This is a genomic window from Micromonospora sp. NPDC002575, from assembly GCF_042889525.1.
GTDB lineage: Bacteria > Actinomycetota > Actinomycetes > Mycobacteriales > Micromonosporaceae > Micromonospora > Micromonospora carbonacea.
In genome coordinates, this window is sequence record NZ_JBIARA010000014.1 from 21,244 (window position 1) to 36,317 (window position 15,074).

At 71.2% G+C, this 15,074-nt stretch carries 17 protein-coding genes; 9 read left to right on the plus strand and 8 right to left on the minus strand.

Annotation, left to right across the window (positions count from 1 at the left end):
* Positions 1–57 precede the first annotated feature (57 nt).
* Complete coding sequence (locus tag ACFYWL_RS20840) at positions 58–855, minus strand: hypothetical protein (RefSeq protein ID WP_386975072.1); 798 nt, start codon at positions 853–855, stop codon at positions 58–60.
* Between the two features lie 499 nt (positions 856–1,354).
* Between ACFYWL_RS20840 and ACFYWL_RS20845 the strand changes: the two genes are divergently transcribed.
* Positions 1,355–2,281 (plus strand): hypothetical protein, encoded by a 927-nt coding sequence (locus ACFYWL_RS20845; protein ID WP_386975074.1) that lies wholly within the window; start codon positions 1,355–1,357, stop codon positions 2,279–2,281.
* A gap of 44 nt (positions 2,282–2,325) precedes the next feature.
* Here the strand turns inward: ACFYWL_RS20845 and ACFYWL_RS20850 are convergent, their stop codons facing one another.
* From ACFYWL_RS20850 to ACFYWL_RS20860, 3 genes are read right to left on the minus strand one after another with little or no spacing between them, the layout of a single operon-like run.
* Entirely contained in the window at positions 2,326–2,700 is a 375-nt protein-coding gene (locus ACFYWL_RS20850; RefSeq protein ID WP_386975076.1) for a hypothetical protein, read from the minus strand.
* Between the two features lie 48 nt (positions 2,701–2,748).
* Entirely contained in the window at positions 2,749–3,057 is a 309-nt protein-coding gene (locus tag ACFYWL_RS20855; RefSeq protein ID WP_386975353.1) for an IS3 family transposase, read from the minus strand.
* Positions 3,021–3,158, minus strand: a complete 138-nt coding sequence (locus ACFYWL_RS20860) for a hypothetical protein (RefSeq protein ID WP_386975357.1) — start codon at positions 3,156–3,158, stop codon at positions 3,021–3,023. The genes ACFYWL_RS20855 and ACFYWL_RS20860 overlap by 37 nt, the downstream gene beginning before the upstream one ends.
* A gap of 101 nt (positions 3,159–3,259) precedes the next feature.
* Here ACFYWL_RS20860 and ACFYWL_RS20865 point away from each other — a divergent pair, with 101 nt between their 5' ends.
* Complete coding sequence (locus ACFYWL_RS20865; protein WP_386975078.1) at positions 3,260–4,150, plus strand: hypothetical protein; 891 nt, start codon at positions 3,260–3,262, stop codon at positions 4,148–4,150.
* On the opposite strand, the gene ACFYWL_RS20870 is transcribed toward ACFYWL_RS20865, so the two are convergent.
* The 4 genes from ACFYWL_RS20870 to ACFYWL_RS20885 form a co-directional block, all read right to left on the minus strand.
* A complete protein-coding gene (locus tag ACFYWL_RS20870) occupies positions 4,140–4,436 on the minus strand; it encodes a DUF4326 domain-containing protein (protein ID WP_386975080.1) in 297 nt (98 codons plus the stop codon). The two genes, ACFYWL_RS20865 and ACFYWL_RS20870, sit on opposite strands and share 11 nt — an antisense overlap.
* Positions 4,437–4,649: 213 nt before the next feature.
* Positions 4,650–5,072, minus strand: coding sequence for a DUF6086 family protein (locus ACFYWL_RS20875; RefSeq protein ID WP_386975081.1), 423 nt, complete (start codon positions 5,070–5,072; stop codon positions 4,650–4,652).
* 363 nt (positions 5,073–5,435) lie between these two features.
* A complete protein-coding gene (locus ACFYWL_RS20880; protein WP_386975083.1) occupies positions 5,436–6,185 on the minus strand; it encodes a MerR family transcriptional regulator in 750 nt (249 codons plus the stop codon).
* A 16-nt stretch (positions 6,186–6,201) separates the two neighbouring features.
* Positions 6,202–7,422: an MFS transporter gene (locus ACFYWL_RS20885; protein ID WP_386975085.1), complete on the minus strand. Its 1,221-nt coding sequence runs from the start codon at positions 7,420–7,422 to the stop codon at positions 6,202–6,204.
* A gap of 218 nt (positions 7,423–7,640) precedes the next feature.
* Between ACFYWL_RS20885 and ACFYWL_RS20890 the strand changes: the two genes are divergently transcribed.
* From ACFYWL_RS20890 to ACFYWL_RS20920, 7 genes are all read left to right on the plus strand, one after another.
* Positions 7,641–8,357 (plus strand): methyltransferase, encoded by a 717-nt coding sequence (locus tag ACFYWL_RS20890; protein WP_386975087.1) that lies wholly within the window; start codon positions 7,641–7,643, stop codon positions 8,355–8,357.
* 97 nt (positions 8,358–8,454) lie between these two features.
* On the plus strand, positions 8,455–8,616 hold the full coding sequence (locus ACFYWL_RS20895) for a hypothetical protein (RefSeq protein WP_386975089.1): 162 nt from the start codon (positions 8,455–8,457) through the stop codon (positions 8,614–8,616).
* A 41-nt stretch (positions 8,617–8,657) separates the two neighbouring features.
* Positions 8,658–9,944 carry a glycosyltransferase family 4 protein gene (locus tag ACFYWL_RS20900; protein ID WP_386975091.1) on the plus strand — a complete coding sequence of 429 codons (1,287 nt, stop codon included), beginning with the start codon at positions 8,658–8,660 and terminating at the stop codon, positions 9,942–9,944.
* Positions 9,941–11,173 carry a glycosyltransferase gene (locus tag ACFYWL_RS20905; protein ID WP_386975093.1) on the plus strand — a complete coding sequence of 411 codons (1,233 nt, stop codon included), beginning with the start codon at positions 9,941–9,943 and terminating at the stop codon, positions 11,171–11,173. The genes ACFYWL_RS20900 and ACFYWL_RS20905 overlap by 4 nt, the downstream gene beginning before the upstream one ends.
* A gap of 186 nt (positions 11,174–11,359) precedes the next feature.
* Positions 11,360–12,622: a hypothetical protein gene (locus ACFYWL_RS20910; RefSeq protein WP_386975095.1), complete on the plus strand. Its 1,263-nt coding sequence runs from the start codon at positions 11,360–11,362 to the stop codon at positions 12,620–12,622.
* Entirely contained in the window at positions 12,619–13,914 is a 1,296-nt protein-coding gene (locus ACFYWL_RS20915; protein ID WP_386975097.1) for a hypothetical protein, read from the plus strand. The genes ACFYWL_RS20910 and ACFYWL_RS20915 overlap by 4 nt, the downstream gene beginning before the upstream one ends.
* Positions 13,890–15,065 (plus strand): polysaccharide pyruvyl transferase family protein, encoded by a 1,176-nt coding sequence (locus ACFYWL_RS20920; RefSeq protein ID WP_386975099.1) that lies wholly within the window; start codon positions 13,890–13,892, stop codon positions 15,063–15,065. Before ACFYWL_RS20915 ends, ACFYWL_RS20920 begins: the two co-directional genes overlap by 25 nt.
* Positions 15,066–15,074: the final 9 nt, after the last annotated feature.

The following is a 15,074-nucleotide window of genomic DNA, read 5'->3' on the forward strand; positions in this document are numbered from 1 at the left end:
GCCGGGCAGTCGGCCGGCCGCGGGATCCGCGCCGGGTCCCGGCAACGGAGACCGGCGTCAGCCCAGCTCGATGACGGGCCGGGTCAGGGCCCCGTCGGCGTACCCGGCGTCGGAGGCGAGCCACTGGCCGAACTGCTCGTCGCGGTAGGCGGTCGCGAGGGTGAGCCACCCGAGGAAGAACCCGCTGCCCCCGCAGGTGGCGCTGCCGCCGTCGCCGCCGCACACGATGGTGCGCTCGGTGGTCACCTCATGCCGGTAGGGGTCCTGCCCGATCGCCAGCCCCCACAGGTTCGCCTCCCGGTGCGGACCTGTCCGGTGGTCGCACGGGTAGCCGTCGTCCGGACTCCGATCGCCCCAGCGGAAGAGCGTCGCCGCGCCCGCCCCGCACGCCCACTCCCACTCGTCCGGCGTCGTCGTACGCAGACCCATGACCGCGAGCCCAGCCAGCGGGTCGCCCGGCGCGAGCGGGACCTCACCCGGGTCGAACGCCTCCACCGCGACCAGCCTCGCGGGAAGCTCGACCGCACGCGCCGGCGACGTCATCGCGTCGACGTACTCCGCCAGCGAGGGAAGCCCGTACTCGTCGGCGCTGTCGGCGAAACTGTCGGCCTGACCGGCAGCGGGCTGGAACCGCCCCGCGTCGTAGCCGAGCGTCGGCCGGCCGCCGGGGACGAGAGCGAACCGCATCCCCGCGCGGTCGAACAGCGCCACCCGATGCGACCGCCCCGCGTACACCGTGCTCCTCAGACCGACCACGGTCAGGTCGAGCCGACCGGCGATCTCCGCAGCGATCCGACGAGCAGCGTCGTCGGACCGCTTGTTCCACTGCTCGAACGTGAGGTCGGCGTACGTCACCGCGCAAGGATAGAGCTGGGGCCGCCACCGCACGCACCGCGTCGACACGGCAACTCGGTGAGCCCTCGCAGACCCGTGCCGCGCCCGCCCGCTGCGGCAACGGCGCGCTAGAAGCCGGCATGGTCGAGAAGCCACGAGGCCACCGCTCGTGCGACACCGGAAACGGCGCCAGCGGTCACCGCCGGGAACACCTTGTTCCGGAGTACGCGATCGCGGTCGTTGGCGGTGTCCGCGGGTGCCTGCGGGTGGCGGGGGTTCGGCGAGGGGTGGCGGGGGTTCGGCGAGGGGAACCTGTTGGTGGGCATGACACCAGCAGGCGCCTCGGGCCATCCGTCCGACAAGACCGGCGACTGCGCTCGGACAGCAGCGCCGTCCGGTGTGCGCCAGGGGCCGCAGGCGGCCATCGCACCGTCGGCGTGTCCGGCCGGACGCCTCACCGGGTGCCAGACACACCGAAGGTCGCCAATACTTTGTCGCATCGAGCCTTCGGGGAGGGATCATGTCCGACCGCAGCATGGCCGCCGAACTCCAGTCGGTGCAGACAACGGAGGCGCTGGCCGGGTGCATCCGAAACCTGCTGTCCCTCAACGGCAATCTGTCCCTGCGGGAACTGGAGTCGTGGGGAATCGCGCACAACCGTCCGATGCCCCGGGCCTCGCTCGGGGAGGCCCGATCCGGAGTCCGGCCGCCCGGCAGGCAACTCCTCCTCAACCTCCTCGTCGCCTGCGACGTCCGCGACGAGCAGGAGGTCTCGGCGTGGCTCGACGCGCTCGACCGCATCCACAAGTCGAAGTCGATCCAGACCCGGCAGCGACGATTCGGTGATCTCCAGCCCGTTTCCGCCAACCGGTTCTTCGTGGAGCAGGACGACCTGATCGAGATCTCCCGCCTGATCCAGGATGCCCAGGACGAGGTGTGGCTGTGGGGCACCACCCTGTCGATGCACATCCCCTTCCTCGACGTCTACCTCGGCCAGGCGCTGGCGCGCGACGTCCGCGTCAAGGTGCTGCTGATCCGCCCCGGCGGAGCGGCAATGTCCATGCTGGCCTTCCGCGCGGGACCGGCTTGGGGCCTGAAGAGGCTGGAGGAACACCTCGCCATCAACCTCGGCCTGCTCGACCGGCGGCTCGGGCAGGGCAACGACCTCGAGGTACGCCTGGTCGACTATCTGCCCCCGTACACGCTCTACGCCTACGACCCCGGTCTGGACGGCGGTTCGATGGACGTTCGCCTCGGTTCCTTCGGCGGCCGACACGAACTGCGGCCCACCTTCAGGCTGATCCGCAAACGCGAGGGCGAATGGTTCGACTACTTCTACGAGCAGTTCACCGGCGTCTGGAACGCCGCCGACCGCTACCGGCGGGGCCAGGCGCCGGAGGCCCCCACCCATAGCCCTGATTCCGCCGGACACAGCGGCCTTCGATAACCCGCCACGGCGGCCCATCGCGGGACCCGGCCGTCTTGGGCGGGTTAGGGTCTCAAGGTCTCGAGGCACAGGATCAGCACTTGGTCGTCCTCGAAAGTCTTCCAGAAGACGTCGTCGGCTGTCGGGGAGCCGGAGCACGCCTCATTGATGACCTTCTCTGTCACCGGGCTCGGCCTTATCTCGCGGTTCACCACTCGCCTGCGCGCAGCCGGATCCTCACAGGTGACGACGCGCGCGTCCTCTGCCGTCTCCCCGGCTACGCAGTCCCCAGTCTCGGCGGAGAACCGCTCTACATCCCGTACGCTGCGGACGAAGCCGAGGACGCAACTGATCACGCCAACAACGGCAAGAATCGCGACCGCGAACGCCCGTAGGCCCGACGCCCGAGATCCCTGTCCAGCAGGCAACGACATCAGCACTCCAGCCAATGTTGGCAGGGTCGATGACACCCAAGGTAGAGCTCGCCGTCAACCACTGCCACGATGCCTGTTGATCCGGGCGTCGCGGGGGTGCCAGGCGGTCTCGTACTCGTTGGGGCGGAGGTAGCCCAGCTCGCGTTGGATGCGGCGGGTGTTGTACCAGCCGTCGATGTAGGTGAAGATCCCGTTCTCGGCCTCGCCGCGGGTTGGTCGTAGGAGTCGCCGACGGAGCCCGTTGACGGCAGGATCCCGTTGTCCTGTAAGCGTTCCGCGAAGCGAAACGAGGTGTAGTTCGACCCGCGGTCTGAGTGGTGGATCAGTTAGCCGTCGCGGACGTCGCGGGACCAGATGCCGTATTCGAGGGCGGCGAGGATCAGGTCGGTGTCGCAGCAGTCGGAGGTCTTCCACCCGACGATCCGGCGGGAGAACACATCCCGGACCGCGCCGCGCCAGAACACGCCCTCACCGCACCGAACCCTGGACAGATGGCTGGCGTCCCATCGGCTTAGATGCGAAGCTATCTATGTAGCGCAAAGTGTGCATGCGGCCACGTTGAGCGATGTGGGTGGTTCCATTGGAACAACTTCCTTTGTGGGGACCAAGCAGCAGCGAACAGCCACCACCGAAGCCGGTACTCACCCGACCAACAACACTCCGCCTCCTGATCACCGTGAAGGCGGCACCCAACCCCTCTGCCCGCTATGGGGAGACCGCCTGCGTCGGCGCACTCGGCCTGGACGCTCCCTGGACGGGCTGGATCCGGCTCTACCCGATCCACTTTCGCGACCTGGTCGACGACAACAAGTTCCGCAAGTACGACGTCGTCCGCCTCGACGCACTGCCGGCCCGGCAGGACCAGCGCCGCGAGAGCTGGAAGCCGATCGTCGGCACCATCACCACCGAGCGACACCTTGCCAACTGGCAGTCTCGCCGCAATCTCCTTGACTCACTCATCGAGGACTCCATGTGCCAGCTCAACAAGCAGGCCCGCGACGACCCGAGCGCACGATCGATCGCGCTGATCCGCGCCGCTGACATCTCGGACCTACAGGTCAGACGGCATCCCGGCTGGTCGACGAAGGACCGCAAGAAGATGGCCGGTTACCTCAACCAACTGGACCTCCTGGAGCCGGCCCAGCGCAGCCCTCTCCAGGAACCACGGTTCACCGGCACCTACCGCTACCGGTGCGCGGGCCACCAGTGCCGAGGGCACCAGCAGACCCTCCTGGACTGGGAGTTCGTCGCCCTACAACGTCACCTGACGCAGCTCACCGACGCCGAGGCCATAGATCAACTCAGGCACAAGTTCCTCACCCAACTCTGCGCCGCCGACCGCGACGTGGCGTTCTACGTCGGCAACCAAGCGGCAAGGCCACAGTCCTTCAGCATCGGTGGTGTCTACGCACCCAAACGACCCACCGAACGGTACCGGCTACGCGTCAACCGATGAACTCGGTCAACACATCCGCGTGGCAGGCATCCTCCACACGACACCAGCACGCCAACTGCTTACCGGCGAGATCCCGCCGCGCCCGCTCGACAAGCTCCGGCTGCCCCATGAGCCACTGTCGATACAGGCGCAGCGCCTCCGCCCGATCATGTTTCCGCATGCTGAACGGATTGGCCCAGGGAGAACGCCGCAACCCGAACCCCTGCCGCCCCACATACACGGCACCGGCCGGCACCACCGGGTGATACAGGTCCCCCTGCACGCGTACCCGTGACTGCGCCACCACCCGATCAGCGTAACCGTCACCGACGGGCTTCAGGTGGCGGCTCGCGTCCATCCAGTCCGGGCAGGCGACCCCGGTCCAACGACTCCCGAGCACCCGCCTCTGAGCAGGGCCGCAACACCCACTGTCTCTCGACGTCTCACACGGGTTTTCGGCCTCAGTGGTGCCGGATCTGTGCCCGATGATCATGCAACGGGTGCCGTCCTGGTCGCCGGTTCAGTGGGGCATCGCCCGGGCGTGGCTCTCGGCCAGGTTCAGGAGGCGCTGCCGGTCACCGTCTGGGTCGAACCCGTCGCGGTTGAGTGAGACGTCCCGGTTGTCCCGTGGGATCGGCCGTCTGAGCGCCGGCACGTTACGGCTACTTCTCTGGACCATCACGAGCGCCGCGGGCAGATACCCCTCAAGCATCGCCGTGAGGATGGGATGGTCCGTCGACAGGTACCGCGCGATCAGGGCGTCCACGAACGCCGCGAAGGCGTCCGGGTCGATCTCGTACTCGTCCCGTCCGATGTCCGGTCCGACGCCTGACGGGCACCCGGCGACCAGCACCATCGCTTCGGTCATGCGGGCGAACAGTTGCGCGACTGTGTTGGACGGATTCCACAGCACAAGATCGCCAACCTGGAAGTACTGACTCACTGCGTCATGATCCCAGGCCGGACATCTGAAGCACGTTCTGAGTCGGCTCTCGTGTCACGGACAGTGCCCTCGGCGGACACCGCCACAGCGGCGCAGTTGACCCGACCTCGCCCGGCATGGACCCGGCTCCTGGGGTCCGAGCCGGCACCCGGCGGCAACCCCTCCCCTTCCCAGGTGAGTGGTCGACCTGACCCCGAGCGGCTCCGAGTCGGCTCCTGGGCGACCGGCGTGCCCCCTGCGGCCACCGCCCCTGTGCTTGGGGCTTGCCGGTCCTCTCAGCCCGACCGGGAGGCCGGACACCAGCCCCCCAACGGCTCGGTGCCGGCGTCGGCTCGCCGGGCGACCTTCACGGGGGGCTGATACTCACGACGAGTCTTCCGTTTCGGCGACCAGCCGAGCGAGGAACGCACGCTGCACATCGTTGAGAACCGTTTCCTGGTACGCGGTGAGCAGCGCTCCGGTTCGCGGATCCACTTCCTTCCACTCGTCGTAGGTCAGACGGGCCAGCGCGCGGTGGGAGTCGGCGACCAACTGGTCGATCTCCTCGTCCGTGGTGTCCGCCCCAAGTACGGCGAATCGGGCGGTCAGCGCGGTGGTGGCCGCGAGAATGTCTGGCTCGGTGACCTGGGTGAGCAGTCCGGCCAGCGCGGCCCTGCCATCCTCGTCCAGGCGGTGGTGCAGCAGCAGCACCACCTCGCGGTCGTACTGGAGCATCTCGGGCGGCAGGTCCGGGCCGGCGCCGCCGCTGGCACCGCTCGCGAGCAGGCCGGCCAGCTCGGGCGGCGTATCCGGGCTGGCTCCGGCTGCGCGTAGCCGGGCGATCACCTCGCGGCGGGCGGCAAGCCGCTCGATCTGTGCGGCCAGTTCCCGGTCGAGCTCGTCGAGCACCACGTCGGCCCGGCCGCTGGTCTTGAGCATCGGCTGGATCTCATCCAGCGGGAGGCCGAGCTCGGTCAGCCGCCGGATGCGCAGCAGCAGCACCAGGTCGCTCACCGTGTAATCGCGGTAGCCGTTCGCCCGCCGGGCCGGCTCGGGCAGCACCCCGACCTGGTGATAGTGGCGCAGGGTGCGGACGCTGACCCCGGCTATTCGGGCAATCTCGGCGCTGTTCATCCGTGCCTCCCGCCGATCAGGCTACGAGTTCCGGCTCGGGCGCCGGCCGTGGGTCCAGGTCGCGCAGCGCCCGTGCGCCGATCGCGGTGACCCCGACGACGAGCCAGACGGCGGCGAGGACGACCGCGCCGGTGCGGGCGCCGGATTCCGCGATCAGCAGCGCAGCACCGCCCATGCCGAGGGCCGGGGCGAGGGTGAGGAGCGAGTTCTGCAGGCTCATCACCCTCCCGCGCAACCCGTCCGGGATCCGCTCGACCATGAGCACGCCGATCAGGCTGCCGAACAGGCCGTTGCCGAGCCCGATCAGGGCTGCGGCGCCGAGCACGATCCATGGGCCCGCCAGCGTCGCCATCGCGCCGAAGCCGGCGATCGTGATCAGCATGCCGGTCAGAAACCAGGCTCGCCGACGGCCCCGGCCGCCCGCCGCGGCGTAGACGCCGCCGCCGATCAGCAGCCCGACAGCGAGCGCGCTGAGTACCAGGCCCAGCATCTCGGGCCGCTGCTGGAGAGTGAAGTAGACCGGCAGGACCAGTGCCTGAAAGCCGGCCAGAACCACGGCCAGGCCGACGCTGAGCAGCGTGATGGTCAGCAGGAACGGGGAGCGGGCCAGGGTGTGCCAGCCGTCGCGCAGCACCACCCGTCGTCCACCGGCCCCACCTGCCGGGACTTCGCCGGCTTCCCGGGGAATGAGCATCGTGACCGCCGCAGCCGCCGCCGAGGTCGCCGCGGTCACCCAGAGCACGGTGACACCGTCGAACGCCGCCAACAGCGCCGCCCCGGCCGCCGGCCCGATCAACATGACCACCGCGCCGAGCGCCTCGCGCAACCCCAGCAACCGCTCGGCGCTCACCCGCCCGACCCGGATCATGCCCGGGATCATCGCCTCCCGGGCGGTCAGCCCCGGCACGTCGCCGAACGAACCGATCACCGCGAACAGCACGAACCACCCCACCGCCAGCCCGACGGCGGCGTCGACCAGGGGCAGCGCGGCGACCGAGAGCGCCGAGATCACGTCGGTGAGCACCGAGGCGGTACGACGGTTGATCCGGTCGATCACCACACCCATGACCAGCCCCGCGAGGGCTGCGGGCAGCGCCGACGCGACGGCGACCGCACCGGTGGCGAGCACACTGCCGGTGATGTGGAGGACAAGCAACGGTAGGACCACTCCGGCGATGGAGTTGCCCAGCATGGACAGGACGTAGGAGGCCAGATACGCCGTCGAGAGGCGGTTCATGCGACCATCGCAAACTATGACGCCGCGTCGGAGTCAACCGGCTGGAGACGCTTCAGCGGTACGACGCGCCGTACGAGCAGGATGTCCCTGCGACACACGGTTGTCGACCGGGGGTCATGGGAAGCACTTTACGGGGCGTTTGTCCGATGGTGGCCCTTTGTGTCCGTAGTCTGGTCGGGTCCGCACCCGACGGCCCGGCGGACACGAAGGAGAAGGCCATGAAGGCGACAGTACGGGAGCTGGTGCGTCACACCCTGTACGCGACATCGCTCGACCACCTGCTGCTGCGGCGGCGGCGGGCGCGCGGACAGGACGTCGGCTACCTGGACGCCCCGGACCGGCGGCAGGTCTTCGCCGAGATCTACGACCGGGGCATCTGGCTGACGGAGGAGAACGCCGACTGCCTCTCCGGCGCCGGTTCGAGTCTCCGCTCGACGGCCCAGCTCCGCGAGGCGCTGCCCGCCCTGCTCACGCGGCTCGGGGCGACGTCCCTGCTCGACCTCGGCTGCGGGGACTTCACCTGGATGCGGCACGTCGACCTCGGCGTGCCGTACGTCGGGGTCGACATCGTCCCAGGGGTCGTCGAGGCCAACCGCCGTCAGCACGCGACGCCGCAGCGCACCTTCCATTGCCTGGACGCGGTCAGCGAGCCCCTGCCCGCCGCCGACGCGGTGCTGTGCCGGGAGGTGCTGTTCCACCTCTCGCTCGCGGACGCACGGCGGGTGCTGGACAACGTCGGGGAGTCGGGAGCCCGGTACCTCATCGCCACCACCGACGAGGCCACCGGGTTCAACTCCGACATCAAGACCGGTGACTTCCGGGTGCTGAATCTGCGGCGGCGGCCCTTCTCGTTCCCCGCCCCGCTGTGCCAGTTCGCCGACGACGCGGTCCAGGCGGGCCGGGTGTTGGGCGTCTGGCGGACGGCCGATCTCTGACCGGCCGGGCCGGTCCGCGTAACCGGGCCCTCGGGGCCCTCGTTGGCCCCACCGTGGCGTTGACGAGGCGAGTGCGCGAGTGACCAGGGTGATGACCGTGGCCGGCACCCGTCCGGAGATCATCCGGTTGTCCCGGGTGATCGGGTTCCTGGCGGTGACCCTGGGCGAGTCGATCGAACGCCCCGAGGCGCTCGACGCCGGGGGGATCGTCATGACCGGCCCGGACCCGGCCGGGGTGGTCGAGGCGGTCCGCCCGTGACCCCGTTCCCGAGGGCCTACCCCCGTCGGCGGATCGCGCTCGTGACGCACGAGTTCGAGGTCAGCGGCGGCCTCCGGACGGTGGCCTGCTGGTTCCGGGACATGCTGACCCGGGCCGGCTACGACGTGGACCTGCACGATCTCGCCACCACCAGCGTCGACGCGGCCAGCCGGCGACTCGTCGCCCCGGGGACCTGGTGGCGGAGGAGCGTCCGGACGCCGATGGCCGCCGCGGCCGGGTGGCACTGGGGCGCGAACGCGGTCGAGGTCGAGTGGATGCGCTACCGGCCGCGCCGGGAACTGTCCAGGGAACTGCGCGGGTACGACCTTGTCCAGGTCGTCTGCGGGACGCCGGCCTGGGCGGGGGCGGTCACCGGACTGGGCCCACCGGTGGTCCTCCAGGTGGCGACCGTCGCGGCCTGGGAGCGTACCGCCCTGTTGGCGCAGGGCACCACGCTGCGCAACCGTTGGCGACGGGTGATGACCACCGGTGTCTCCCGGCTGGAGCGGACCGCGCTGTGTCGGGTCGACGCCGTGCTGGTAGAGAACCCCGGCATGGCCGAGCTCGCCCGGTCGGTCGGACAGGAGCGGGTGCTGCTCGCCCCGCCGGGGGTGGACACCTCGGTCTTCACGCCGGCGGCGGGCGGCCGACGCCGGGACGGCCACCTGCTGTCGCTGTGCCGCCTGGCGGATCCCCGCAAGGGGCTCGACCGGCTGGTCGACGCGTACGCGCTGCTCGTCCGGGCGGATCCCGGCGTACCCGACCTGGTCCTGGCCGGCAGCGGGCGGCTGCCGACAGCGGTCGCCTCCCGGATCGCTGCGCTCGGTGTCGCGGACCGTGTCACCGTCCTGTCCGACGTGCCCGCCAGCGACCTCGTCGGGCTGTACCAGGGCGCGTCGGTGTTCCTCCAGACCTCGTACGAGGAGGGGCTGGGCATGTCGGTGATCGAGGCGATGGCCTGTGGTCTGCCGGTCGTCTCCACCGCCACCGCCGGTGCCGCCGAGACCGTCGTGGACGGGGTGACCGGCCGGCTGGTGCCCCTGGAACCCGCCGACGCGGTGCCCGCCGACGTGGCGGCGCACACCGGGGAACTGCTGCGCGGGGCGGGCGACGGGGCGGGTCGACGTGCCCGGGAACGCGTCCTCGACCGGTTCTCCGACCGGGCCACCGCCCGCACCGTCCTCAAGGTGTACGACGAGTTGCTCGGGGTGCGACCGGCCCGGGAGCCGGTGCTGCCCTGGGCCCGCGCGACCCCGGACGAACCCTGGAGATCCGCCGATGCCGGCAGTTCGCAGCCGGACGTCGACCGGGAGGTGAGCCGACAGTGAACGAGCTGACAGGTGCCGGAACGTCCGCCGGTACGGAGCTGACGCCGGCACCGCGCCGGGTGGCGGCTCCCGCCACGGCCTACCGGATTCTGGCGACCTCGGCGGTGTTCGAGCCGGGCTTCCGGGGCGGCGGCCCGATCCGGTCCCTGGCGTACATCATGGACACCCTGCCGGCGGACATCGACCTCACCCTGGTGACCCGGGACCGGGACCTCGGCTCGGCCACCCGCTATCCGCAACTGTCCGGGCGGCTGGTCCGGCGCAACGGCCGCTCCGCCGTCTTCTACCTCGACCCGGTCGACCCACGGCACTGGCTGCGTCTGGCCCGACACGTCCGGGCGCGCCAGGTCGACCTGCTGTACGTCAACAGCCTGTGGTCGCTGTTCTCGCTGGTGCCGATCCTGGCGGTGGCGCTGCGCCTGGTCCGGGTCCGCGCGATTCTCCTCGCCCCGCGTGGTGAGCTGTCGCCCGGGGCGATCGCCATCAAGGGGCGCAAGAAACGGCTGTTCCTGGCGCTCTGGGCGCCCGTCCTGCGTCGTCTCGGGGTGCGGTGGCACGCGTGCAGCCGGCTGGAGGAGACGCACATCCACGCGGCTGTGCCCGGGGCGCGGGTGATGGTGAACGGCAACGAGAGCCCGATCCCGGACCGCCCGGTCCCGCAGGTCGCGCCGCACGACGGACCGCTACGGCTGGTCTTCGTCAGCCGCATCTCCCCGAAGAAGAACCTCGACGTGGCGTTGGCCGCGGTGGCCGGGACCAGCCGGCCGGTGGACTTCGACATCTACGGTCCGCCGGAGGACGAGCAGTACTGGGCGCGGTGCCGTCTGATGATCACGACGATGCCCGGCCACGTCCGGGTCCGCTACCGTGGCGAACTCGCGGCCGACGAGGTGATGCCGACCTTCGGCGGGTACGACGCGTTCCTCTTCCCGACGCTCGGCGAGAACTACGGGCACGTGATCCTCGAGAGCCTGGCCGCCGCCTGCCCGGTCGTCTGTTCCGACGAGACGCCGTTCAGTGATCTGATCACCGCTGCCGGGGGTGAGGTCGTCCGTCCGTTGACGGTGGCCCGCCTGACCACGGTGCTGGACCGGCTCGCCGCCCGGTCGGCCGGGGAACGCGCCGAGGCCAAGGAGACCGCGGGTCGGCAGTTCCGGCTCTGGCGGCAGCGGACACAGGACCTCAACGTGCTGGACCACGCCCGGCACTTCTGCCGACGCCCGGGTTAGGGAGGCGCCCAGGCCATCGGACTTGGGAGTAATAAACCAATAATAGTCCATTCGCGTGCTAGCGTCCCTTTGCGCCTGATTGGCAGGTGCGCAGCAACCAGGCGATGAACCCCGTGACGGCCGGCCCGCTATCCGCAGGGAACGGGCGGAACGTGTGGGTCGCCGGCCGGGAATGGATGGCAACGGATGGCCCACGAGGTGGCGGATCGGGTCCTCGCCGGCACCGCGCCGGACCTCCGTCGCCGCGTGTCCCGGCTGACCTGGTTGATCCAGCTGCACCCGGTGACCATCCTGGTGCTGGCGCCGTACGCGATCCTGGTCGTCCCGATGGCGGTTGCGCACGACAACCCCGAGACCGGCTTCATCGTCATGCTGCTGGGACTCGCCCTGACCGGCACGATCGTCGGGGAGGTCGTCGTCCGAGGCCGGCGTCGCACACGGGGCCAGTGGCAACGGGAACTGGAGCACGCCAACGCCGGACACCCGCGCCTCTTCCTGCTGGCCCGGCTGGTCGCGGTCGTCAGCATCGCGGCCGACCTCGTCGGCACGCTGTACGGGCGGGGCACGATCTTCACCCAGCTCACCGGGGAGGCGGCGCGGTCGCCGGTGGCCCTGGTGTCGTCCCTGTTCACGGGCTGGCGCTACGTCGCCCTGGCCCTGCTGGTGGCGAGCCTCGTCGGCGGGCACGCCCGCCGATCCGCCTTCTTGCGGTGGACGGCCGCGCTCGTCGGCATCCAGGTGGTCCTCGTCCTGGTGACCGCGATCTCCGAGCCGATGATCGCGTACCTGTCGTTCGTGGTCGCCGTCACCGCGATCTGCGGCGTGCTCCGACCCCGGCACGTCGTCATCGTGGCGGCGGTGCTGTTCCTCGCCTGGCCCACCCTCTACGCCGTCCGCAACGAGATCCGGGCCGACGGCGGCGTGCACGTCGCTGAGGAGGTGACGGCGGCCGAACGGCTCCGCTTCGACCTGCAGGTGACGCTGGCCGCCGACTACGACGTACCGGTCGACCTGAACCAACCCGGCCCCGCCGAGATACTTCGGTACGGGCTGGTTCCCCGACTGCTCGACCCCGGACGCCCCCCGCTCTCGACCGGTGCCGCCATCAACGACTACCTCTTCGGCATCTCGACGTCCTCGTACACCTTCCTCCCGGTCGGGACGGTCTACTTCCTGGACGGCAGGCGGGGCGTCGTGCTGTTCTACGCCTTCTGGGCGATGGTGGTCGGCATCCTGTTGCGCGTCCGGGGCGGGCCCGGTCCGGTCCGGTTGAGTTGCCTGGCGCTCGTGGTCGGTGGACCGCTCGGCTGGACCAGCGCCTACCCGGACGCGATGATCGGGCTCATCCAGCACATGGTCGCCGCGTCGCCGCTGCTGCTGCTGATCCGGCTGACCCGGGGCAGCACAGCCGGTCGTGGTCCGGTGACGGTGGGCCGGCTCCCGGCGTGACCGCACCGACACCGACATCGGCGGGACCCGGCGTCCCGGTCCGCGCCCCGGGCGGCGGGCGGTCGCCCGGCGACGTACGGCGAACCTTCCGGCGTCGCGCGGTCCTGGCCCTGGCCGCGAACGGCCTGTCCAGCCTGGGCAACTTCCTCATGTCGGTGGTCGTCGCGCGCGGCGAGTCGCTCGCCGGGTTGGGACAGTTCGCGCTGGCCTTCTCGCTCTACGTGCTCACCACCGGTCTGATCCGGGCGACGGTCACCGAGGCCGTGCTCGCCGAGGGGCCGGCACCGGCACCGGCGGCGATCAACGCCGGTGTGCGCAGGGCGTGCGCGCTGGGCGCCGCCGCCGCGGGCGTCGTGGTGGCCGCCGGCCTCGCGGTCCGGTCCCCGTACCTGGTGATCCTGGGCATCGCGCTGTGCGGGCTGGTGGTCTACGACTACCTCCGGGCGATCAGCCTGGGGGCGGGTGCCCCCTGGGCCGCCTGCGTCCAGGACGTCCTGTGGACGGGCGTGACCGCGGTGGTGGCGATGGCGGTCCTGCTCGGGCACCTCGCCCCCGTCCTGGTCTTCGCCGGGTGGGCGACCTCCGGGGCGGTCGTCGGTCTCCTCGTCGCCGTCCGGCAGGGGTGCCGGCCGCTGCCCGGCTGGGGACTGGGCCGCGCGGCCAACCGCAGCACCGTCCACTTCGGCCTCCAGTTCCTGGTGACGTCCGGGTCCGCGCAGTTGGCCCTGACCTGTCTGGCCGCGACGGCGGGTGTCGGCGTCGTCGGCGCGCTCGGCGCCGCGCAGACCGTGTTCGGCCCGGTGGCCCTGTTGACCGCCACCCTCTCGGCCCTGGTCGTCCCGTACCTCGGCCACGCCGGGGCGACCACCGGCCGGGCCCGCGTCCGGACCGCCGGCCCGCTCGTCCTGGTGGCGGTCGGGCTCGTCGCGCCGGCGGCGCTCGCGGTCTGCCTGTTGCCCGGCGAGGTCGGTCGGACCGTCCTCGGCGGCAACTGGGCCGCCGCGCGGCCGTTGCTGCCGTTGCTCGCGGTGGAGGCCGTACTCGTGCCGGCGGCTCTCGTCGCGTTCGCCGGCCACCGGGTCCACCGGGCCGGGAAGCGGGCCCTGCTGCTCGGCGCCCTGCTCGGGCCCGTCCGGGTGATGGTCGTGGTGTCCGGCGGGGTGCTCCTCGGGCCCACCGGGGCCGCCGGGGCGCTAGCCGTCATGGCGGTCGTCAGCGCGAGCTGCTGGTGGCTCAGTTACGTGTCGTTGAGAGACGAGGAGGAACCGTGGCGCAATCCAGTGTCGGCATGATCTGTCTCGGTGAGGCGGGCAACTTCGGCGACGACCTGATCCTGGTCGCCGGGGTGGCCGCGGTCGCCGCCGCGCACGACGACGTCGAGGTGCGGTACCTGAGTTTCGGCAGTTCCGTCGGCTGGGCCGAGGTCGCCACCCGGCTGGGTGTCCGTCTCGATCCCCGTCCGGTGCGCTACCGGCGGGACATCCCCGGCTCCCGCCGCAGCCAGCTGGCCTTCGGTGGGTGCGACGCGGTGCTGGTCGGTGGCGGAGGGCTCTTCCAGACCAGTCACCATCCGCACACGCCGTACCTGTGGCTGAGCCACCTGCCGGCCCACCTGCCGACGGTGCCGGTGCTCGGCGTGGGGCTCGGCCTGGGACCGCTCAGCGACGACTGGAGTCGCCGGTTGCGCCGGCTCGGTTCCCCGTTCGACGAGTGCCACCTGCGGGACGCGGACTCCGTCGTCCTCGCCGAGGAACGGTTGGGGTGGCGGGTCGAGCGGTGCCGGGACTTCGTGGACGACGTCTTCCTCCGGCAGCTGGGGATCCGCCGACCGCACGGGCCGGGCGGACCGGGGCCGCTCGGGGTGGCGCTGCGCCGCTGGCCGGGGCTGGAGGTCGGCCCCACCGCCCGGCACATCGCCCGGATCGCCGAGTCCCGGGGAAGCGACACGATCCGCCTCTTCGTGCTGGAGGTCGGGCCGCACTGCCCGGACGTCTCGTTCAGCGAAGCGGTGGGCCGGGAACTCGGGCGGGACGCCGAGGTGGTGCCGTACCACGGGGCCGACCTGGTGGCCTTCGCCGAGGCGATGGCCCGGTGCACGGTCGCGGTGTCGATGAAACTGCACTCCAGCGCCCTCTGGGCGGCGCTGGGAGTGCCGATCTACCCCATCTCGTACGCGCCGAAGACGGCGGCGTTCTTCGGGCAGCCGTACCACGGGTTGACGGTCTACGACCGGATCCTGCCGCCCGCCGTCGACCACGACACGGTCCCCCGGGCGGCCGACGTGGTGAAACCGTGGGTCGGGCGGGCGCTGGCCGGCGCGGTCCGGCCGGCGCGGGCCGTGTTGCCGAGGGGACAGCGGTTGCGGCTCCAGACCTCGAGCGCCGCCGTGAACGCGTACCGGCGGCTGGGACGGGAGCTGAGGAGCGGTCCGGTCCGCACCTGACCGGGCGCG